At 71.4% G+C, this 17172-nt stretch carries 13 protein-coding genes; 6 read left to right on the forward strand and 7 right to left on the reverse strand.

Features of this window, described 5'->3' with window-relative positions; genetic code table 11:
- The first annotated feature begins 32 nt into the window (after positions 1–32).
- On the forward strand, positions 33–1046 hold the full coding sequence (gene galE, locus ACYVHU_RS17105) for a UDP-glucose 4-epimerase GalE (RefSeq protein WP_078764140.1): 1014 nt from the start codon (positions 33–35) through the stop codon (positions 1044–1046).
- On the opposite strand, the gene ACYVHU_RS17110 is transcribed toward galE, so the two are convergent.
- The gene (locus tag ACYVHU_RS17110) at positions 1034–2380 is read right to left on the reverse strand and encodes an FAD-dependent oxidoreductase (protein ID WP_078764139.1); all 1347 of its coding nucleotides are present in this window, start codon (positions 2378–2380) and stop codon (positions 1034–1036) included. The genes galE and ACYVHU_RS17110 overlap by 13 nt on opposite strands.
- A gap of 188 nt (positions 2381–2568) precedes the next feature.
- Between ACYVHU_RS17110 and ACYVHU_RS17115 the strand changes: the two genes are divergently transcribed.
- Both ACYVHU_RS17115 and guaA read left to right on the forward strand, forming a co-directional pair.
- Positions 2569–4152, forward strand: coding sequence for a succinic semialdehyde dehydrogenase (locus ACYVHU_RS17115; protein WP_432937013.1), 1584 nt, complete (start codon positions 2569–2571; stop codon positions 4150–4152).
- A 223-nt stretch (positions 4153–4375) separates the two neighbouring features.
- Positions 4376–5962 (forward strand): glutamine-hydrolyzing GMP synthase, encoded by a 1587-nt coding sequence (gene guaA, locus ACYVHU_RS17120; protein WP_078764137.1) that lies wholly within the window; start codon positions 4376–4378, stop codon positions 5960–5962.
- A 62-nt stretch (positions 5963–6024) separates the two neighbouring features.
- Here the strand turns inward: guaA and ACYVHU_RS17125 are convergent, their stop codons facing one another.
- From ACYVHU_RS17125 to ACYVHU_RS17145, 5 genes are all read right to left on the reverse strand, one after another.
- Positions 6025–8208, reverse strand: a complete 2184-nt coding sequence (locus tag ACYVHU_RS17125) for a serine/threonine-protein kinase (RefSeq protein ID WP_498948977.1) — start codon at positions 8206–8208, stop codon at positions 6025–6027.
- 159 nt (positions 8209–8367) lie between these two features.
- The gene (locus ACYVHU_RS17130) at positions 8368–8748 is read right to left on the reverse strand and encodes a rhodanese-like domain-containing protein (RefSeq protein WP_432937006.1); all 381 of its coding nucleotides are present in this window, start codon (positions 8746–8748) and stop codon (positions 8368–8370) included.
- Complete coding sequence (locus ACYVHU_RS17135) at positions 8745–9296, reverse strand: cysteine dioxygenase (protein ID WP_078764134.1); 552 nt, start codon at positions 9294–9296, stop codon at positions 8745–8747. Before ACYVHU_RS17135 ends, ACYVHU_RS17130 begins: the two co-directional genes overlap by 4 nt.
- Positions 9297–9502: 206 nt before the next feature.
- Positions 9503–9697 (reverse strand): hypothetical protein, encoded by a 195-nt coding sequence (locus ACYVHU_RS17140; RefSeq protein ID WP_078764133.1) that lies wholly within the window; start codon positions 9695–9697, stop codon positions 9503–9505.
- Positions 9684–11072 (reverse strand): PspC domain-containing protein, encoded by a 1389-nt coding sequence (locus tag ACYVHU_RS17145; protein WP_498948980.1) that lies wholly within the window; start codon positions 11070–11072, stop codon positions 9684–9686. The genes ACYVHU_RS17140 and ACYVHU_RS17145 overlap by 14 nt, the downstream gene beginning before the upstream one ends.
- A 157-nt stretch (positions 11073–11229) precedes the next feature.
- Here ACYVHU_RS17145 and ACYVHU_RS17150 point away from each other — a divergent pair, with 157 nt between their 5' ends.
- Both ACYVHU_RS17150 and ACYVHU_RS17155 read left to right on the forward strand, forming a co-directional pair.
- The gene (locus tag ACYVHU_RS17150; RefSeq protein ID WP_235001206.1) at positions 11230–12465 is read left to right on the forward strand and encodes an ATP-binding protein; all 1236 of its coding nucleotides are present in this window, start codon (positions 11230–11232) and stop codon (positions 12463–12465) included.
- Between the two features lie 53 nt (positions 12466–12518).
- The gene (locus tag ACYVHU_RS17155; RefSeq protein ID WP_078764131.1) at positions 12519–13184 is read left to right on the forward strand and encodes a response regulator; all 666 of its coding nucleotides are present in this window, start codon (positions 12519–12521) and stop codon (positions 13182–13184) included.
- A 92-nt stretch (positions 13185–13276) separates the two neighbouring features.
- Here ACYVHU_RS17155 and ACYVHU_RS17160 read toward each other — a convergent pair whose 3' ends face one another.
- On the reverse strand, positions 13277–14209 hold the full coding sequence (locus ACYVHU_RS17160; RefSeq protein ID WP_078764130.1) for a nucleoside hydrolase: 933 nt from the start codon (positions 14207–14209) through the stop codon (positions 13277–13279).
- A gap of 100 nt (positions 14210–14309) precedes the next feature.
- On the opposite strand from ACYVHU_RS17160, the gene pcrA reads away from it, so the two are divergent.
- Complete coding sequence (gene pcrA / locus ACYVHU_RS17165) at positions 14310–16592, forward strand: DNA helicase PcrA (RefSeq protein WP_078764129.1); 2283 nt, start codon at positions 14310–14312, stop codon at positions 16590–16592.
- The last annotated feature ends 580 nt before the right edge of the window (positions 16593–17172 follow it).

Consider the following 17172-nt stretch of genomic DNA (forward strand, 5'->3'; position numbering starts at 1 on the left):
ACGTCCCCGATCCTGGAGAACGAGGTGAGCCCGTGAACGTCCTGCTCACCGGAGGCGCCGGCTACATCGGCACGCACATCGCGGTGGAGCTCGTGGCCCGCGGACACGATGTCGTCCTCCTCGACGGCCTGTACTCCGCCTCCGCCGAGGCGGTGCGCAGGATCGAGCGGATCACCGGTCGTCCCATCCCCTTCCACGCCGGCGACTGCGCCGACCCCGCGGTGGTGGCCCGGGTGTTCGCCGAGCATCGGATCGACGCGGTGGTGCACTGCGCCGCGTTCAAGGCGGTGGGCGAGTCCACGCAACGGCCGCTGCGTTACTACCGCAACAACCTCGACGCGCTGCTGACCCTGTGCGAGGCCATGGAGGAGCACGGGGTCCGCAGGATGGTGTTCTCCTCCTCGGCGACGGTGTACGGCGACCCCGACACCGTCCCGGTTCCCGAGGACGCCCCGCTGCGGGCCGTCAACCCCTACGGGGCGACCAAGGTGTTCGCCGAGCAGATCCTGGCCGATCTCGCGGCGGCCGACCCCCGATGGCGCGTCGTCTCCCTGCGCTACTTCAATCCCGTCGGCGCGCACGAGAGCGGCCTGATCGGCGAGGACCCGACCGGCGTCCCGAACAACCTCTTCCCCTACATCGCCCAGGTGGCCGCCGGCCGGCGTGACCGGCTCCTGGTGTTCGGGGACGACTACGACACCCCTGACGGCACTGGTGTGCGCGACTACCTGCACGTCGTCGACCTGGCCCAGGGACACGTCGCCGCGCTGGAGCACGTCGACGACCGGCCGGGGGCACGGGCCTACAACCTCGGTTCGGGCGAGGGGGTGTCGGTTCTCGAGGCGATCGCCGCGTTCGAGCGGGCGTCGGGGCGTGACATCCCCTACGAGGTCGTGGACCGCCGCCCGGGCGACATCGCCGCCTGTTACGCCGATCCGGCCGCGGCGGCGCGGGACCTCGGCTGGAAGAGCACACGCACGATCGAGCAGGCGTGCGCGGACGCCTGGCGTTGGCAGTCGGCCAATCCCCGCGGTTACGCGGGCTGATCCGGTCCGCGCCCCGGCGGTGACGCGGCCCCCTGCCCCGGGAGAGGCGGGCCGGCCGTCGCCGGCTCCCGCGTCGTCCGTTCTTCCCGCGCGCCGGATCGTCCGGGGGAGCGCACGTGTTCGGGGCGGATGCCGTACATCATCACCCGGCCCACCACCATTCCCCCCGCGGGGCTGGAGAGCAGTGCGCGCAGCGCCGGAGGGATTCGCGGCCGGCGGTCCAGGGCCCGGCCGATGATCCGCCTCTGCAGGGCCCGCTGGATCGCCTGGGTCGCGGCGGTCGGGAGGAGCCGACGCCGTTGGACGCGGGCGAGCAGGGCGGGATTGAGGGTCCGGGCGAACCGGTCGGGGTCCTCCTGGGCGCGTAGCAGGGGGACGGCCAGCAGGTTGGCCGTCGCCACCGCGTCCTGTACCGCGAGGTTGATGCCGACGCCGCCGATCGGCGACATCGTGTGCGCGGCGTCGCCGATGCACAGCAGGCCGGGCCGGTACCAGTCGGCGAGCCGGTCCAGGCCGACCTCGAGGAAGGCGACGTGTTCCCAGGAGTCGATCTCGGCGACCCGCTCGGCGAGGAAGGGCAGGAGCCGGCGGATGGCCTCCTGGAGTGAGGGGAGGCCCGCCGCTCGTACCGAGTGGTAGGACCCCTTGGGGATGAGGTAGGCGATCTGCCAGTAGGTGCCCCGGTCGATGGCCGCGGCCATGTTCCCCGTGCCGATCCGGCCGAGGAGCCCTGTCGGGTCGGTGGGGGCGCGGGAGACCCGTACCCACAGCACGTCCATCGGGGCGCCGAGGTCCCGCACGGTCAGCCCGGCCGCGACGCGCAGGGTGGAGCGCCGTCCGTCGGCGGCGACGGTGAGCGTGGCCCGCAGTTCGTGTTCGCCGTCGGCGTCGCGATAGCGCACGCCGCGCACGGCGCCGTCCTCGTCGAGGAGACCGATGGCCTCGGAGCGCATGCGCAGGGTGAACTCCGGATGGCGCCGTGCCTCGTCGGCGAGCATGTCGAGGAAATCCCACTGGGGGATCATCGCGACGTGCTGGTAGGCGCCGGGCATCCCTTTCAGGTCGATGCCTATGGCGCCCTGGGGGCCGGCCTGGATGCCGATCCGCCGGATCTTGGAGTGCGGGATGTGTTCCAGCCGTTCGCCCAGGCCGAGTTCGTCCATGAGTTCCAGGGTGGAGGGGTGGACGGTGTCGCCGCGGAAGTCACGCAGGAAGTCGGCGTGCTTCTCCAGGACGACGACCTCGACCCCGGCGCGGGCGAGGAGCAGGCCGAGCACGATGCCGGCGGGCCCGCCGCCGGCGATGGCGCAGGTGGTGGTCTCGTGTCGCGTCATCGCGGCCTCCAGGCGGCTAGCGGAAAATAATTCAACGCCTAATGAAATAAAAGCTCCCCGCGGTCCGGATGTCCATCCCCGAATGGGAAAATCGGCGGCCGGGATGATTCGGTCAGGGGGGCAACGCCTGCCACACGGTGGTTACCGGCGGGTAGTCAATTCGAGACCCCGGGATTAAGCTTCCCGGCATGGGTAACGCCACCAGGAGCCCCGCCGGCTCCGCGGAGACCGCATCCCTCGACCCCGCGCTGGTCACCCGGCTCACCCGGTACGTCCTGAGCACGTCCGGCCGCGCCGCCGCCACCACCGCGCCCTTCACCGGAAAGCCGCTCGCCGAGATCCCCCTCAGCTCCGCCGGCGACGTCGCCACCGCGTTCGAGAGGGCTCGCGCGGCCCAGCGCTCCTGGGCTGCGCGCCCGCCACGCGACCGCGTCGCCCCCTTCCAGCGCTTCCACGACCTCGTGCTGGAACGTCAACGCCAGATCCTCGACATCCTCCAGCTGGAGACCGGCAAAGCCCGCAGGCACGCCTTCGAGGAGACCTACGACGCCGCGGCCGGGACCCTCTACTACGCCCGCCGGGCCCCGCGCATGCTCGCCCGGCGCCGCAGCATCGGCGCGATCCCCGGCGCCACCCGTACCTACATCAACCGTCAGCCCAAGGGCGTCGTCAGCGTCATCACACCGTGGAACTACCCGTTGGCGCTGCCGGTGGCCGACGCGATCCCCGCGCTGCTCGCGGGCAACGCGGTCGTCGCCAAGTTCGACACCCAGACCGCGCTGAGCGCGCTGTGGGCCATCGACCTGCTGACCGAGGCCGGCCTGCCCGAGGACCTGTGGATACCGGTCGTCGGGGACCCCGAGGAGATCGGCGACCCCCTCGTCGACCTCGCCGACTACGTGGCCTTCACCGGGTCCTCGGCCGTCGGCGCGCACATCGCCCAGCGCGCGGCGGCCCGCCTGGTCGGCTGTTCCGCCGAGCTCGGCGGCAAGAACCCGATGATCGTGTGCGAGGACGCCGACCTCGAACGCACCGTCGAGGGGGCGCTGCGCGCCTGCTTCAGCAACGCCGGCCAGCTGTGCATCGCCATGGAACGTCTCTACGTGCACGAGGCCGTCTACGACGACTTCGTCGGGCGGTTCGCCCGCGCCGTGGAGGCCATGACGCTCAACACGGCCCTGGACTACAGCGCCGACATGGGGTCGCTGACCTACCAGCGCCAACTCGACCGGGTCGTCGCCCACGTCGAGGAGGCGCGGGAGAAGGGGGCGCGTGTCGTGGCGGGCGGCCGGGCCCGTCCGGACATCGGACCGTTGTTCTACGAGCCGACGGTCCTGGCCGATGTCGACCCCTCGATGTCGCTGTGCGCGGAGGAGACGTTCGGACCGGTCGTGTCGGTCTACCGCTTCGCAGACGAGAACGAGGCCGTCGAACGGGCCAACGACACCCCCTACGGTCTCAACGCGAGCGTCTGGACCCGCGACGTGGCCCGTGGCCGCCGCCTGGCCGAGCGCCTCCAGGCCGGGACCGTCAACATCAACGAGGGCTACGGCGCCGCTTTCGCCAGCTACGGGGCGCCCATGGGCGGGATGAAGAGGTCGGGGCTGGGGCGCCGCCACGGCGAGGAGGGGCTGCTGCGCTACACCGAGGCCCAGGCCATCGCCAGCCAGCACTACGTCGGTCTGGGAGGGCCGCCGGGAATGAACGGCGAGACGCTCGCCATGCTCATGACGCGAGGTGCCCGGCTGATGATGCGACTGCGCATCCGCTGAACCCGGGGAGCGCCCGCGGACCCGCCTCGCCGGTTCCGCGGGCGCCGCCGTGTTCCCGGTCACCCGTTGTTCCCCGTTGGGCGGTTCCGGCGGGCCGGTCGCCCGCCAAAACCGCCCTCGAACGTGCCGGACCCCTCCCAGGCGACGAAGCGGGACGAAAACATCCGCGTGACAGGCCCTAGACTGGGAACGATCCACATCTACCTGCGGGAAGGGCCGATACGTGTCCGTTGCCGGTGCTGCCGACAGCACGTTCGACACCGTTCTCGTCGTTGACTTCGGCGCGCAGTACGCGCAGCTGATCGCGCGGCGGGTCCGGGAATGCCACGTCTACAGCGAGATCGTCCCCTCGACCATGCCGGTCGAGGAGATGCTCGCCAAGAAACCGAAGGCCATCATCCTGTCGGGCGGGCCTTCCTCGGTCTACGCCGAGGGCGCTCCGCAGGCCGACAGCGCGCTGTTCGAGACGGGCGTGCCCACGTTCGGCATCTGCTACGGCTTCCAGGCCATGGTGCAGTCCCTCGGGGGGGCGGTCGCCAGGACCGGCCACTCGGAGTTCGGGCGGACCCGCCTGGACGTGGTGGGCGACACCGTGCTGTTCAAGGGGCTGCCCGAGCAGCAGTCGGTGTGGATGTCGCACGGTGACTCCGTCGCCGAGGCGCCCGAGGGCTTCCGCGTCATCGGCAGCACCGCCGGCACGCCGGTCGCCGCGATCGAGAACCCCGAGCGCGGCCTCTACGGCGTCCAGTTCCACCCCGAGGTGCTGCACTCCGAGCACGGCCAGGCCGTCCTGCGGCACTTCCTCTACGAGGGGGCGGGCTGCCGTCCGAACTGGACGATGGTCAACATCGTCGAGGAGCAGGTCGAGCGGATCCGCGCCCAGGTCGGCTCCAAGCGCGTCATCTGCGGGCTGAGCGGCGGTGTCGACTCCGCCGTCGCGGCGGCCCTGGTGCAGCGCGCCGTGGGCGATCAGCTCACCTGCGTCTTCGTCGACCACGGGCTGTTGCGCAAGGGCGAGGCCGAGCAGGTCGAGAAGGACTTCGTCGCCGCCACCGGGGTCTCCCTCAAGGTCGTGGACGCCCAGGAGCGGTTCCTCGACGCGCTCGCAGGGGCCACCGACCCCGAGGACAAGCGCAAGATCATCGGCCGCGAGTTCATCCGGGTCTTCGAACAGGCGGCCCGCGAGGTCGTCGCCGAGGCGGGTGAGTCCGACGAGTCGGTGGAGTTCCTGGTCCAGGGCACGCTCTACCCCGACATCGTCGAGTCCGGCGGTGGCACCGGCACGGCCAACATCAAGTCGCACCACAACGTCGGCGGGCTCCCCGACGACCTCCAGTTCCAGCTCGTCGAGCCGCTGCGTGAGCTGTTCAAGGACGAGGTGCGCCGTGTCGGCGAGGAGCTCGGCCTCCCCGCCGAGATGGTGTGGCGCCAGCCCTTCCCCGGCCCCGGCCTGGGCATCCGCATCATCGGTGAGGTCACCCGCGAGCGTCTGGACATCCTGCGCGAGGCCGACGCGATCGCCCGCGAGGAGCTGTCCCGCGCCGGCCTGGACCGCGACATCTGGCAGTGCCCGGTGGTGCTGCTCGCCGACGTCCGCTCCGTCGGCGTCCAGGGCGACGGCCGCACTTACGGTCACCCGGTCGTCCTGCGCCCGGTGACCAGTGAGGACGCGATGACCGCCGACTGGGCCCGGGTTCCCTATGACGTGCTCGCGACGATCTCCAACCGCATCACCAACGAGGTCCGCGAGATCAACCGTGTGACGCTCGACGTCACCAGCAAGCCCCCGGGCACGATCGAGTGGGAGTGATCCCGCCGCGTGACGGCCCCGGTTCCGGCAGGGACCGGGGCCGTCGCATGCCAGGGGTCGGGTCAGTCGGTGCGCAGCAGGTGGATCGATCCGGCGTCCTGCCGCGAGCAGCCTCCCACGTGCTCGTCGAGGCGCCGTTCGAGGTCGCCGGCCGAGCGCAGGGCGCATCCCCAGCCGTCGATCTCGGCGAACAGGCCGCTGCCGCCGCGCTGCTCCAGGGGGGTGGCCACGTACTGGTCGACGATGGAACGGGCCTGGTCGCAGGGGACGGCGGAGGAGGGGGTCAGCACCATCACCTCGCCGTTGGGGCCGAGCCCGTCCACGGTTCCGCAGTAGCCGGTCTCCACCGGGTCCCCGAAGCCGGTGTAGTCGATCTCGTAGGAGTTGTGCGAGGAGGCGTACTCCAGCCGGAGCGGGTGTCCGTCGGCGCCGATCCACAGCTCGAACGGGACATCGTCGCTGGTCGTCTCCAGGTGGGTCCCCTGGTACTCGACCACCTGGAACGTTCCGCTGTAGCGGGTCGCGGGCGTTCCGCCGACCTCCTCGGTGCCGGCGGCGGCGAGGTCGGTCGCCTCGGCCGCGGCGGCCAACGGCGCCATCAGGGCCTCGGGGGTGTGCTCGGTGGTCCCGGGGGACCCGTCGGACTCGGCCCGCCGGTTCCAGGCGTCCATGACGACGGTGTACTCATAGAGCTCTCCGTCGATCCGCTGGAGGGTGACGCCACCGCCGTCCTGGCTGATGGAACTCGTGTAGACGGGGACGGGACCGCTGGTGTAGGCGTGGCGTTCCACGACGGTCCCCAGCGCGATCAGGTCCTCGACGTCCATGGTGCCGCCGCCGGCGAGGGCGGCCTCCTCCGTGGGCCTGCGGGTGACGACGACCTCGAAGCTGTCCGCTTCCAGCGCGAGTTCCCCGGCGTGGCGTACCGTCTGCGCGGGGGTGGAGGGGGAGGGGCTTGGCGTGGTGACGGTGGGCCCCGGGTCGCTGCGCGCCGCCTCCAGGGCGACGTATCCGCCGGCGCCCAGGCCGGTGACGACGACGGCCGCGCCCACGATCGCGGTGATCGTGACCGCGCCGCTGGAGACGGCGGTGGTTCCGGTGGCGGCTCCGGCGACGCCCGCGGCGGCGCCGCCCGCGCTCAGGGCGCCGGCGCCTCCCGCCGCTCCCGCGGCGGACGTCCCGCTGACGGCCGCCGAGGAGGCGGCCCCACCGACCGCGGCACCGCCGGCGAGCGCGGCCCCGCCGAGCACCGGTGCCGCCGCGACCCACAGCGCCGGGTCGTACAGGCGGCCACCGAAGCCCGTCCACCGCTCGCCGAGCAGCGCGCGCAGCCGCTCGACCGGGGGAAGGGCGCGGTGGGGCCGTGCGTCCGCCCCGGTGTCGGCGAGTTCCAGCAGCGCCGCGAACAGTTCTTCGGAGCCGGGGCGTTCGCCGGGGTCCTTGGCCAGGGCGCGTTCGACGAGCGGGCGCACCCCCTCGGGAACGCCCACGATGTCGGGGGGTTCCACGCGGGTGCGCCGGGCGAGTTCACCGCTGTCGCCGCGCCCGAAGGGGAGCCGACCGGTCGCCGCGTAGGCGACGACGGCGCCCCAGGCGAACACGTCGGCCGCGGGGGTGGCCGCGCCACCCGAGTAGCGTTCGGGGCTCATCCAGCCGGGTGAGCCGAACACCGCGCCGGAGGCCGCGGTCGCCTCGGCGAGCGGCTGGGCGATCCCGAAGTCCAGAACCTTCGGTCCGGAGGGGGAGCGGATCACGTTGCCGGGTTCGAGGTCGCAGTGGACGATCCCGGCGCCGTGGATCGCGCACAGCGCTTCGGCGACGCCCGCGGCGAACGCGGTGAGCCTGTCCCCGTCGAGGGGGCCGTTCTCCCGTACGTGCCGGCTCAGCGTCGCGCCGGGTACGAAGTCGGTGGCCACCCAGGGGCGCGGGGCGCCGGGATCGGCGGCGTGGACGCTCGCGGCGCACAGGCCGCCGACCCTGCGCAGGAGCGCGACCTCGCGTTCGAAGCGGGCCCGGAAGTCGGGATCGGCGGCGAGACGTTCGTGGACGACCTTCACCGCGATGCAACGGTCGGTGTGGTCCAGGGCGCCGTAGACCACGCCCATCCCTCCCGCGCCGAGGCGTCCCACCAGCCGGTAGGGGCCGATCGAGGAGGGGGCTCCGGGTTCGAGCGGGGACAGTTCGGGAGGAAGGGGCGGTTGGGGGGAGTCGTCGGCGGCGGGGTGGGGAGGCGGGGAAGGGGGCATGGGGTCCTCGGGTCGGGGCACCGAACACCGGGTGCGTGGGTTCGGAACGAACGTCCCGATGATCGCCGACCCGGCTCCCCTCCCGCACTTGCGCGCCCGCCGAGGGCCGGGACCGGCCATCGTGTTCCCGGCGGGCGCGTGGGAGCCGGGGTGAAGCGGTCAGTCCCGGAGCACGGGGAGCCCGGCCGCCGCCCAGGCGCGGAAGCCCCCGACGAGGTCGGTGGCGCGGCTCAGTCCCAGCTCCCGCAGCGTCGCCGCGGCGAGGCTGGAGGCGTACCCCTCGTTGCAGAACAGGACGATCTGTCGGTCGGCGCGGTCGGCCTCGGCCACGCGGTGCGGGCTCGTGGGGTCCAACCGCCACTCCAAGACGTTGCGGTCGATCACCAGGGCGCCGGGGAGGGCGCCCTCGGCGCGGCGGTTCTCCTCCGGGCGGATGTCCACGAGGAGGGCACCGGCGGAGGCGGCGGCGTGGGCCTCGTGCGGGGTGAGCCGGTCGAGTCCGGCCCTGCTGCGCAGGAGCAGCCGGTCGACCGCGCTCACCGCGCCCTCCTCGGCACCTCGTCGAGGACGGGGGCGCCGGGTTCGGGTTCGTGGGTGAGGACGCTGTGGGTGCGCCGCAGGGCGCCCGCGTCGTCCACCACGTAGTAGGACATGGCGGTCAGCGGGGGCGAGTAGGCGTGCACGCTCACCGCGGGCGTGTCCGCGACGTTGAGGACGTCGTGGACGTGGCCCACGGGGAATCCGGCACTGTGGCCGGCGGTCAGCCTCCGCCCGCGCAGCCCTCCGCCGCGCGGCCCGCTCCGCCACGCCTGCTCGGTCAGGGAGCCGGAGACCACGGTGAGTGCTCCGAGCGAGCCGGCGTGGTCGTGGAGCGAGGTGGACTGATCCCGGGTCCAGGTGATCAGCCAGATGTCGGTGTAGTCGTCACCGCGCAACCGCGTCGACCAGCGTTCCTCGGCGTCGAAACGGAGGTCGTGCAGGCCGGCGCGCACCTCCTCGGCGGTGGCGCGGGTCAGGGCCAGGAGGCGGTCCAGGGACATCGGGGTCGGTCCGCCGGCGCGCGAGGACGGGTGGACGATGGAGCTCATGGGGCCGGACTCCTTCCGGGAACGTCGGTGGGGCCGGGCTCCGGCGTGCCGGGTTGGACGCCCGTGTGGGGTCGTCCGGCCGGCGTGGAGCGGCGGCGATCGGTGCTGACGTGCACGGCGACCACTTAACCATATTTCCTACCAACTAAGTGGGAAGAAGGGGTGCGGCGCGAGCGTTCACCCGGATCCCCTGTTCGGGAAAGGGGTCAGGTGCGACGGTCCCGCGTACGCGAGAGCGCGCGGGCGATGCCCACCAGCCCCAGGCCGACCGCCAGGATCGGAAGCACCCAGATCGCGTCGAAACCCCAGTTCGTCGTGCCCGCGACCACGAACGCGGCCCCCAGGCCGACGAACAGCAGTCCCGCCACGAGAGATCCCCAGTCGGTCCTACGCCGAGACACGACGCACCTCCATATCGCCGATGTGAGACGTGAGATCGATGAGGAGCGTGGGCGGCTCCGCCGGAGCGTCCACGGCCCGGCCCCGTTCCGGCCCAGGATCCAACGTCTCCCGTATCTCCAGCCGGCTTCCCCGCCGGGACTCCCCCTCCACCTCGGCCCACCCCAACCCCAGCGTGGCGCGCACGACGACCCGGGCGTCGTCGGGAACGGCCACCTCCAGGCTGCCGACGCCCACCCGCGCCCGTACCCGCACGTCGCGTCCGGGCTCCAACGGGACCCGGGTCAGGTCGAGTTTCGCCACGCCCGCCGTCAACCGGTACCCCTGCGCGGCCTCCACGGCGTCCCGCGGCCGCCAGGTGACGTCGCCGAACCGCATCGCGGCGACGTCCGCGCTCGTCACCAGCACCAGCAGCAGGGTCAGGACCGTGCCGACCGCCACCAGACCGCGCGGGTCGGCGAACCAGGCCCCGACCAGCAGTGCCAGGCCGACGGCCACGATGACCCCGCCCAGGAAGACCGGCGCGGACGCGGCCCCCACCAGGGCGTCCACCGAGAATCCGCCGGCCAGGCCGAACGCCGTCCCCGCCAGCGCCAGCCCGGTCCACCACACCGGCCACAGCAGCAACAGGCCGCGGCGCCGGGGAGCTCGCCCCTCCTTGCCCGGCGCCTTCCCGCTCTCCCCGTCCTTGCCGCTCTCCTCATCCTTCCTGCCCGCCTCCTCGCGGTCCCCTTCCGGCTCGACCGCGGTCTCCTCCGCGGCGCCACCGGCCAAGACGGCGAGGTCGATCGGTCCGTGCGGCGCGGACGCCCACGGCTGCGCCGGGTTGTAGTAGGCGGGCCGCGGCTCGGGCATCGGAGCCTGGGGCGCGGGTTCCCTGGACTTCAGCCAGTCCGGTAGCTCGCGTAGCGTCCGGCGCAGGTCCACCCCCCGGTTGTGGGCGCTCAGGACGCCGATGATCAACGGAGTCGCCAGCACCAGCGTCCCCCAACTGACCCCTCCGGCGAGACTCAACAGGGTCGCCGCGAGCAGTCCGATGCCCAGCACCGACAGCACCGCGGGGGCGGCCAGACGCCGGTTCAGCAGCTGTTCGGCCATTGCCGGGCCGCCGTGGCCGTCACGCATCATCATCCACGCCGCGAGGTAGAGCCACACCCCCGTCCCACCGGCCAGCGCGGTCATTCCGAAGGCCACGCGCCACACCACGGGATCGACACGTGTGTAGGCCCCCAGCCCCGCGCACACCCCGGTGATCGCGCCGGACGCGTCGTCCTTGCGCAGTTCACGTTCCACGGACGGGGGGGCGGAGGCGTCCGCGGCGGTGGCCCCTCCACGGGGCCACGCTCCCTCATGGCGGGCCGGCTCGTACTCCTCCATGGCACCATGGTCCTCTCACCAGGCGTCGCCTTCCCATCGGGGACCACCCTGACCTCACCCTGAACCGATTCCGGCTGGACCCGGGAGCCCTCCCCGATGTACGGGGTCGCGGGAAGCGGGCATCCTGGAGGGGAACGGTGAGGAAGGCGGACCACACGTGAGCGACACGGCGACGGAGACGCCGCGCCTGTATCGGGGACGCGACGACCGGCTGCTCGCCGGGGTCGGCTCCGGACTGGCCGAGCACCTCGGCATCGACCCGGTCGTCGTCCGGCTCGCGTTGCTCGCCCTCGGGGTCGGTGGCATCGGGGTCGCGCTCTACCTCATGCTCGCCTTCATTCTCCCGGTCCGCCCCGAAGGGCAGGGAGACGACGCGACGGATGCGGAGGAGGGGGAGCGGCCCCGGCGCAAGGGGCGCGATCTCGGTCAGCTTCTCGCCTACATCCTCCTCGCCTGCGGCTTCGGCACACTGCTCATCGTCTTCGGCGGCGTGTTCGACCCGCTGTTGTGGCTCATCGTGTTCGGGACCCTGGGCGCGGCCGTCCTATGGCAGCAGGCCAACCCGGCCCAGCGCGACCAGTGGGTGACCACCACCGGGTTCCGCAGCCGCAAGAGCTGGATGCGCACCGGTCTGGGCGTCCTCCTCGTCGTCACCGGCGTCTTCGGCTTCCTCGCCTTCCAACAGCAGCTCCAGGAGGCCCGCACCGGGCTGACCTTCGCCATCACGATGTTGATCGGGATCGGCCTGATCGTCGCTCCCTGGATCGTCGGCCTGATGCGCGAACGCGACCGTGAGCGCCGTGAGCGCATCCGCAGCCAGGAGCGTGCCGAGCTGGCCGCGCACATCCACGACTCGGTCCTGCACACGCTCACCCTCATCCAGCGGCGCGCCGACGACCCACGCGAGGTGCAGCGCCTGGCCCGCGTCCAGGAGCGGGCCCTGCGAAGCTGGCTCTACCAGCGACCGGCCGACGCCGAGACCACCGTGACGCCCGCGCTGGAACGCGCCGCCGCCGAGGTCGAGGAGGCGCACGGCGTTCCGATCGAAGTCGTCTGCGTCGGCGACTGCCCGATCGACGACGGCCTGCGCGCCGCCCTCCAGGCGGCCCGCGAGGCCATGGTCAACGCCTCCAAGTACGCCGGGGCCGACAGCATCTCGGTCTTCGGAGAGGTGGAGCCGGAGGAGGTGCTGATCTTCGTCCGGGACCGTGGCGCCGGCTTCGACCTCGACGCGATCCCGGAGGACCGGATGGGGGTCCGCGGCTCCATCATCGGTCGGATGCGGCGCCATGGAGGTTCCGCCCGCATCCGGACCGCCCCCGGTGAGGGGACCGAGGTCCAGCTCCGCATGCCACGCGGCCCGGTCGCTCCCGGGGCGTCCGACGGAACGTGACCGGACGGGGACGTCGTTCCTCATCCCCTCGCCCGGTGGGTAGAGTCCAGCGTGTGGGAGACGAGAACACCTTTGCCGGCGGCGCGACCCCGCGCGTCGTGATCGTGGACGACCACCGTCTGTTCCGCAGCGGCGTGCGTGGCGAACTCGGGGACGCGGTCGAGGTCGTCGGTGAGGCCGGCGACGTCGACAGCGCGGTACGGGTCATCACCGAACAGGTCCCTGATCTCGTCCTGCTGGACGTCCACCTGCCCGGTGGCGGTGGGGTCGAGGTGTTGCGCCGTGTGCTGACGCGGCACCCCGAGATCCGCTTCCTCGCGCTGTCGGTGTCCGACGCCGCCGAGGACGTCATCGGCGTGGTGCGCGGCGGGGCCCGTGGCTACGTCACCAAGACCATTTCGGGCAAGGAGCTCGCCGACGCGATCGTGCGGGTGGCCGATGGCGACGCGGTGTTCTCCCCGCGCCTGGCGGGGTTCGTCCTGGACGCCTTCGCCGCGACCGACGCCCCGCCGGTCGATCCCGAACTCGACCGCCTCACCCAACGCGAACGCGAGGTGTTGCGGCTCATCGCGCGCGGCTACGCCTACAAGGAGGTGGCCAGGGAGCTGTTCATCTCGGTCAAGACGGTCGAGACACACGTCTCGTCGGTGCTGCGCAAACTGCAACTGTCCAACCGGCACGAGCTGAGCCGCTGGGCGACCGCGCGCAAACTCGTGTGAGGAACGTCCGGGGACGGCCCCGCTCATGGCCGTGACGCGACGGCCCGCACCGGTTGACGGGCGCCGCCCCGAGACGGCGCCCCCGAGCGTGGCTAGCGCAGGGCGTCCAGCATCCGCTTCATGAACTCCACCGAGTCGACCTCGGTCACCAGGCGCACCGTGGGACGCGTGTCGTCCTGGGCCGGCCTGGGGCGCAGGTCGGCGATGGTCAGGCCACGGGTGTACTCGCCCCTCAGCTCGACCCGGACCGGAACCTCGATCGACTCGGTGGCCAGGGCGGGGTTCACGAGTACGCCGGCCGCCAGCGGATCGTGCATCGCGCAGGCGCGCTCTCCGAACACGTCGCTGTACCAGCCGACGTAGAAGTCGAGGAAACGCGCGGAGGTGCGGGCCCGGTCCCCTTCGAGGGTCGCGAGTTCGTCCAGCCAGACGGCGTCCGCCAGGGTCCGCATCGTCACGTCCAGCGCGACCAGGGTCAGGTCGAACCCGGCGGCCAGCACCACCTCGGCCGCCTCAGGGTCGTTGGCGATGTTGGCCTCGGCCCACGGGGTCACGTTCCCCGGCGCGCGCACCGCCCCGCCCATGACCACGACCCGTCCCACCAGTCGCGGCAGCTCCGGTTCCAGCCCCAGCGCGATGGCCAGGTTCGTCAGGGGACCGACGGCCAGCACGTCGATCTCGCCGGGAGCCGAGCGGGCCAGTCGGACCAGCAGTTCCGCGGCCGACTCCGCGACGGGTTCGGTCTTGGGATCGGGCATCTCCACGTCTCCCAGGCCGTTGCGTCCGTGCACGCTCTCGGCCAGGCTCGGCGGCTGGACGAGCGGGCGTGCGGCGCCCGCCGCGACGGGGACGTCGGTGATGCCGTACAGGTCGATCAGCCGTAGCGTGTTGGTGGTGGTGACGTCCACGGAGTTGTTGCCGTAGACCGTTCCCACGCCGACGATCTCCACGTCCGGCTGCGCGGCCAGGTAGGCGAGCGCCATGGCGTCGTCGATCCCCGGATCGCAGTCGACGAAGACGCGCATGTTTCCCCCATTTGTGATTTTTGTACGGTGATTTCCAGGCTAAAGCCCGGTGCGGTTCGCCGGGGCCGACGTGCCCGCGTGGGCACCCTAGTCTGGTGGGGTGTCCACCGAAGAGCTGCTTCTCGAAGGTCTGAACGAACCCCAGCGCGCCGCCGTGACCCACTCCGGCAGCCCGTTGCTGATCGTCGCCGGCGCGGGCTCGGGGAAGACGAGGGTGCTCACCCACCGCATCGCCTACCTGCTCTCCGCGCGCGGAGCGCGTCCGGGCGAGATCCTCGCGATCACGTTCACCAACAAGGCCGCGGCGGAGATGAGGGAGCGCGTCGAGGCCATCCTCGGGGCGCGCGCCGCCAACACCATGTGGGTGATGACCTTCCACTCGGCATGCGTGCGCATCCTGCGCCGGGAGGCCACGCGCCTCGGCTACCCCAGCAGCTTCACGATCTACGACTCCGCCGACTCCCAGCGGCTCATGCAGCTCGTCTGCCGTGAACTGGACCTCGACCCCAAGCGCTACCCGCCGAAGTCGTTCTCCGCCCAGGTCTCCAACCTCAAGAACGAACTCGTCGACTACGACACCTTCAGCGGACAGGCGCAGACCGAGCAGGAGAAGAAGCTCGCCGAGGCCTACACGCTGTACCAGCGGCGGCTGCACGAGGCCGGCGCGATGGACTTCGACGACCTGATCATGATCACGGTCAACCTGCTCCAGATGTTCCCCGACGTCACGGAGCACTACCGGCGCAGGTTCCGCCACATCCTCGTCGACGAGTACCAGGACACCAACCACGCCCAGTACGCGCTCGTGCGCGAGCTCGTCGGAACCGGGGAGGCCGACGATCCGGTCCCGCCCGCGGAGCTGTGCGTGGTCGGTGACGCCGACCAGTCCATCTACGCCTTCCGTGGCGCGACGATCCGCAACATCCTGGAGTTCGAACGCGACTACCCCGAGGCGCGCACGATCCTGTTGGAGCAGAACTACCGCTCCACCCAGAACATCCTCAGCGCGGCCAACGCGGTCATCGCCCGCAACAGCGAGCGTCGCCCCAAGAACCTGTGGTCCCACCAGGGGGACGGCCCCGCGATCGTCGGTTACGTCGCCGACAACGAGCACGACGAGGCCGCCTTCGTCGTCGGCGAGATCGACCGGCTCACCGACGAGGGCGCGTGCACTCCCGGCGAGGTGGCCGTGTTCTACCGCACCAACGCCCAGTCCCGGGTGTTCGAGGACGTGTTCGTCCGTACCGGCCTGCCGTACAAGATCGTCGGCGGCGTGCGCTTCTACGAGCGCAAGGAGATCCGCGACATCATGGCCTATCTGCGGGTCCTCGCCAACCCCGAGGACACCGTCAGCCTGCGGCGCATCCTCAACGTGCCCAAGCGCGGCATCGGCGACCGGGCCGAAGCCATGATCGAGCTGTTCGCGGCGCGCGAGCGGATCTCCTTCGCCAAGGCCCTGCGCCGTGCCGAGGAGGCTCCGGGGATCGCCACACGGTCGCTGAAGGCGATCCGCGAGTTCGTCGCGCTCCTGGAGGAGCTGGAGGGGCTCGTCCCGGGCGGCACCCCCGCAGAGATCGTCGAGGCGGTCCTGCAACGCACCGGTTACCTCTCCGAACTGGTCAACTCCAAGGACATCCAGGACGAGAGCCGGGTCGAGAACCTGGAGGAGTTCGTCGAGGTCGCCCGGGAGTTCGAGAACACCTTCGCGAGCGCACCCCTCTACGCGGACGATGAGGCCGGGGAGGACGGGCAGGAGCCCGAGGAGACCGCTGTCGGTGAGCCCACCCTCGTGGACTTCCTGGAACAGATCTCCCTGGTGGCCGACGCCGACTCGATCCCCGACGCCGACGAGCACGGGGGAGTCGTCACGCTGATGACCCTGCACTCGGCAAAGGGACTGGAGTTCCCCGTCGTCTTCCTCGCCGGCATGGAGGACGGGGTGTTCCCGCACATGCGCACCCTCGGTGATCGAACGGCGCTGGAGGAGGAGCGCAGGCTCGCCTACGTCGGTATCACCCGTGCCCAACAGCGGCTCTACCTGAGTCGGTCCGCGGTGCGCAGCGCCTGGGGGACGCCCGCCTACAACCCGCCGTCGCGCTTCCTGGACGAGATCCCCGGTGATCTGGTCACGTGGCGCCGCGCGGAGTCCTCCATCGGGCGTTCCCCCGCGCGTCCGCGCACACCACAGCCGGCACGCCGCCCGGCCCGCGCCGAGGCGCCCACGCTCAGCCCGGGCGACAAGGTCACCCACGACTCCTTTGGGATGGGGACGGTGCTCCTCGTCGACGGTGCCGGAGATCGGACCAAGGCGCGCATCGACTTCGGAGCGGACATCGGGGAGAAGGACTTCCTGGTGAAGTACGCGCCGATCGAGAAGCTGTAGCGGCAGCCGCCGTCTGACCGCCTACCAGGGGCGGAAGCAGCGGATGGAGTCTGTAGACGCCAGGTTGGGGGTGAATCGTCCCCAACCTGACGTTGTTCCCGATTCGCAAAGCCCCCAAACCTCCGCTAGAGTCATCGACGTCGCCGGGAACGACCGGAAGCCGACCGAAAGGCCGGGCCGGAGAGACGGTGGCGACATCCAGGAGACCGCACGAGGCACTGCCGAGAGCGAGTATCCTGGAGGAACCGAGCAGGACGGTGTGGGTGACCACGCTCTGCGAGGTTCACCCCGCTCCGCCGGGCGGACCCGAGCACTCGGGAAGCGCGGTAGAGTGGGATCACTCCGGAAGAGACGCCAGAGCTTGACAGGCTGACAAGACGGAGTAGGATAGAAGGGTTGGCTCGGAGGAAGTTTCTGGTAAGCTTCCAGAGAGTGAACGCTTCGAGATAATTCAGCGGAAGCACCGCCTCTGCGGAAGAGCGTCGGACGAGGGTTCGGGCTTGTAGGCGAGGATGCGGTTGTTTTTTGAGAACTCAACAGCGCGTGTTCGATTTTCTTTAAGCCAAGTTTGTTTTGGCCC

The organism is Marinactinospora endophytica, from assembly GCF_054780875.1.

What these genes read in the sequence shown, in the direction of transcription:
- ACYVHU_RS17145 (WP_498948980.1), bottom strand. Translation starts at nt 11,072, where the DNA reads ATGGAGGAGTACGAGCCGGCCCGCCATGAGGGAGCGTGGCCCCGTGGA.
- ACYVHU_RS17115 (WP_432937013.1), top strand. Translation starts at nt 2,569, where the DNA reads ATGGGTAACGCCACCAGGAGCCCCGCCGGCTCCGCGGAGACCGCATCC.
- ACYVHU_RS17135 (WP_078764134.1), bottom strand. Translation starts at nt 9,296, where the DNA reads ATGAGCTCCATCGTCCACCCGTCCTCGCGCGCCGGCGGACCGACCCCG.
- ACYVHU_RS17160 (WP_078764130.1), bottom strand. Translation starts at nt 14,209, where the DNA reads ATGCGCGTCTTCGTCGACTGCGATCCGGGGATCGACGACGCCATGGCG.
- ACYVHU_RS17125 (WP_498948977.1), bottom strand. Translation starts at nt 8,208, where the DNA reads ATGCCCCCTTCCCCGCCTCCCCACCCCGCCGCCGACGACTCCCCCCAA.
- ACYVHU_RS17110 (WP_078764139.1), bottom strand. Translation starts at nt 2,380, where the DNA reads ATGACGCGACACGAGACCACCACCTGCGCCATCGCCGGCGGCGGGCCC.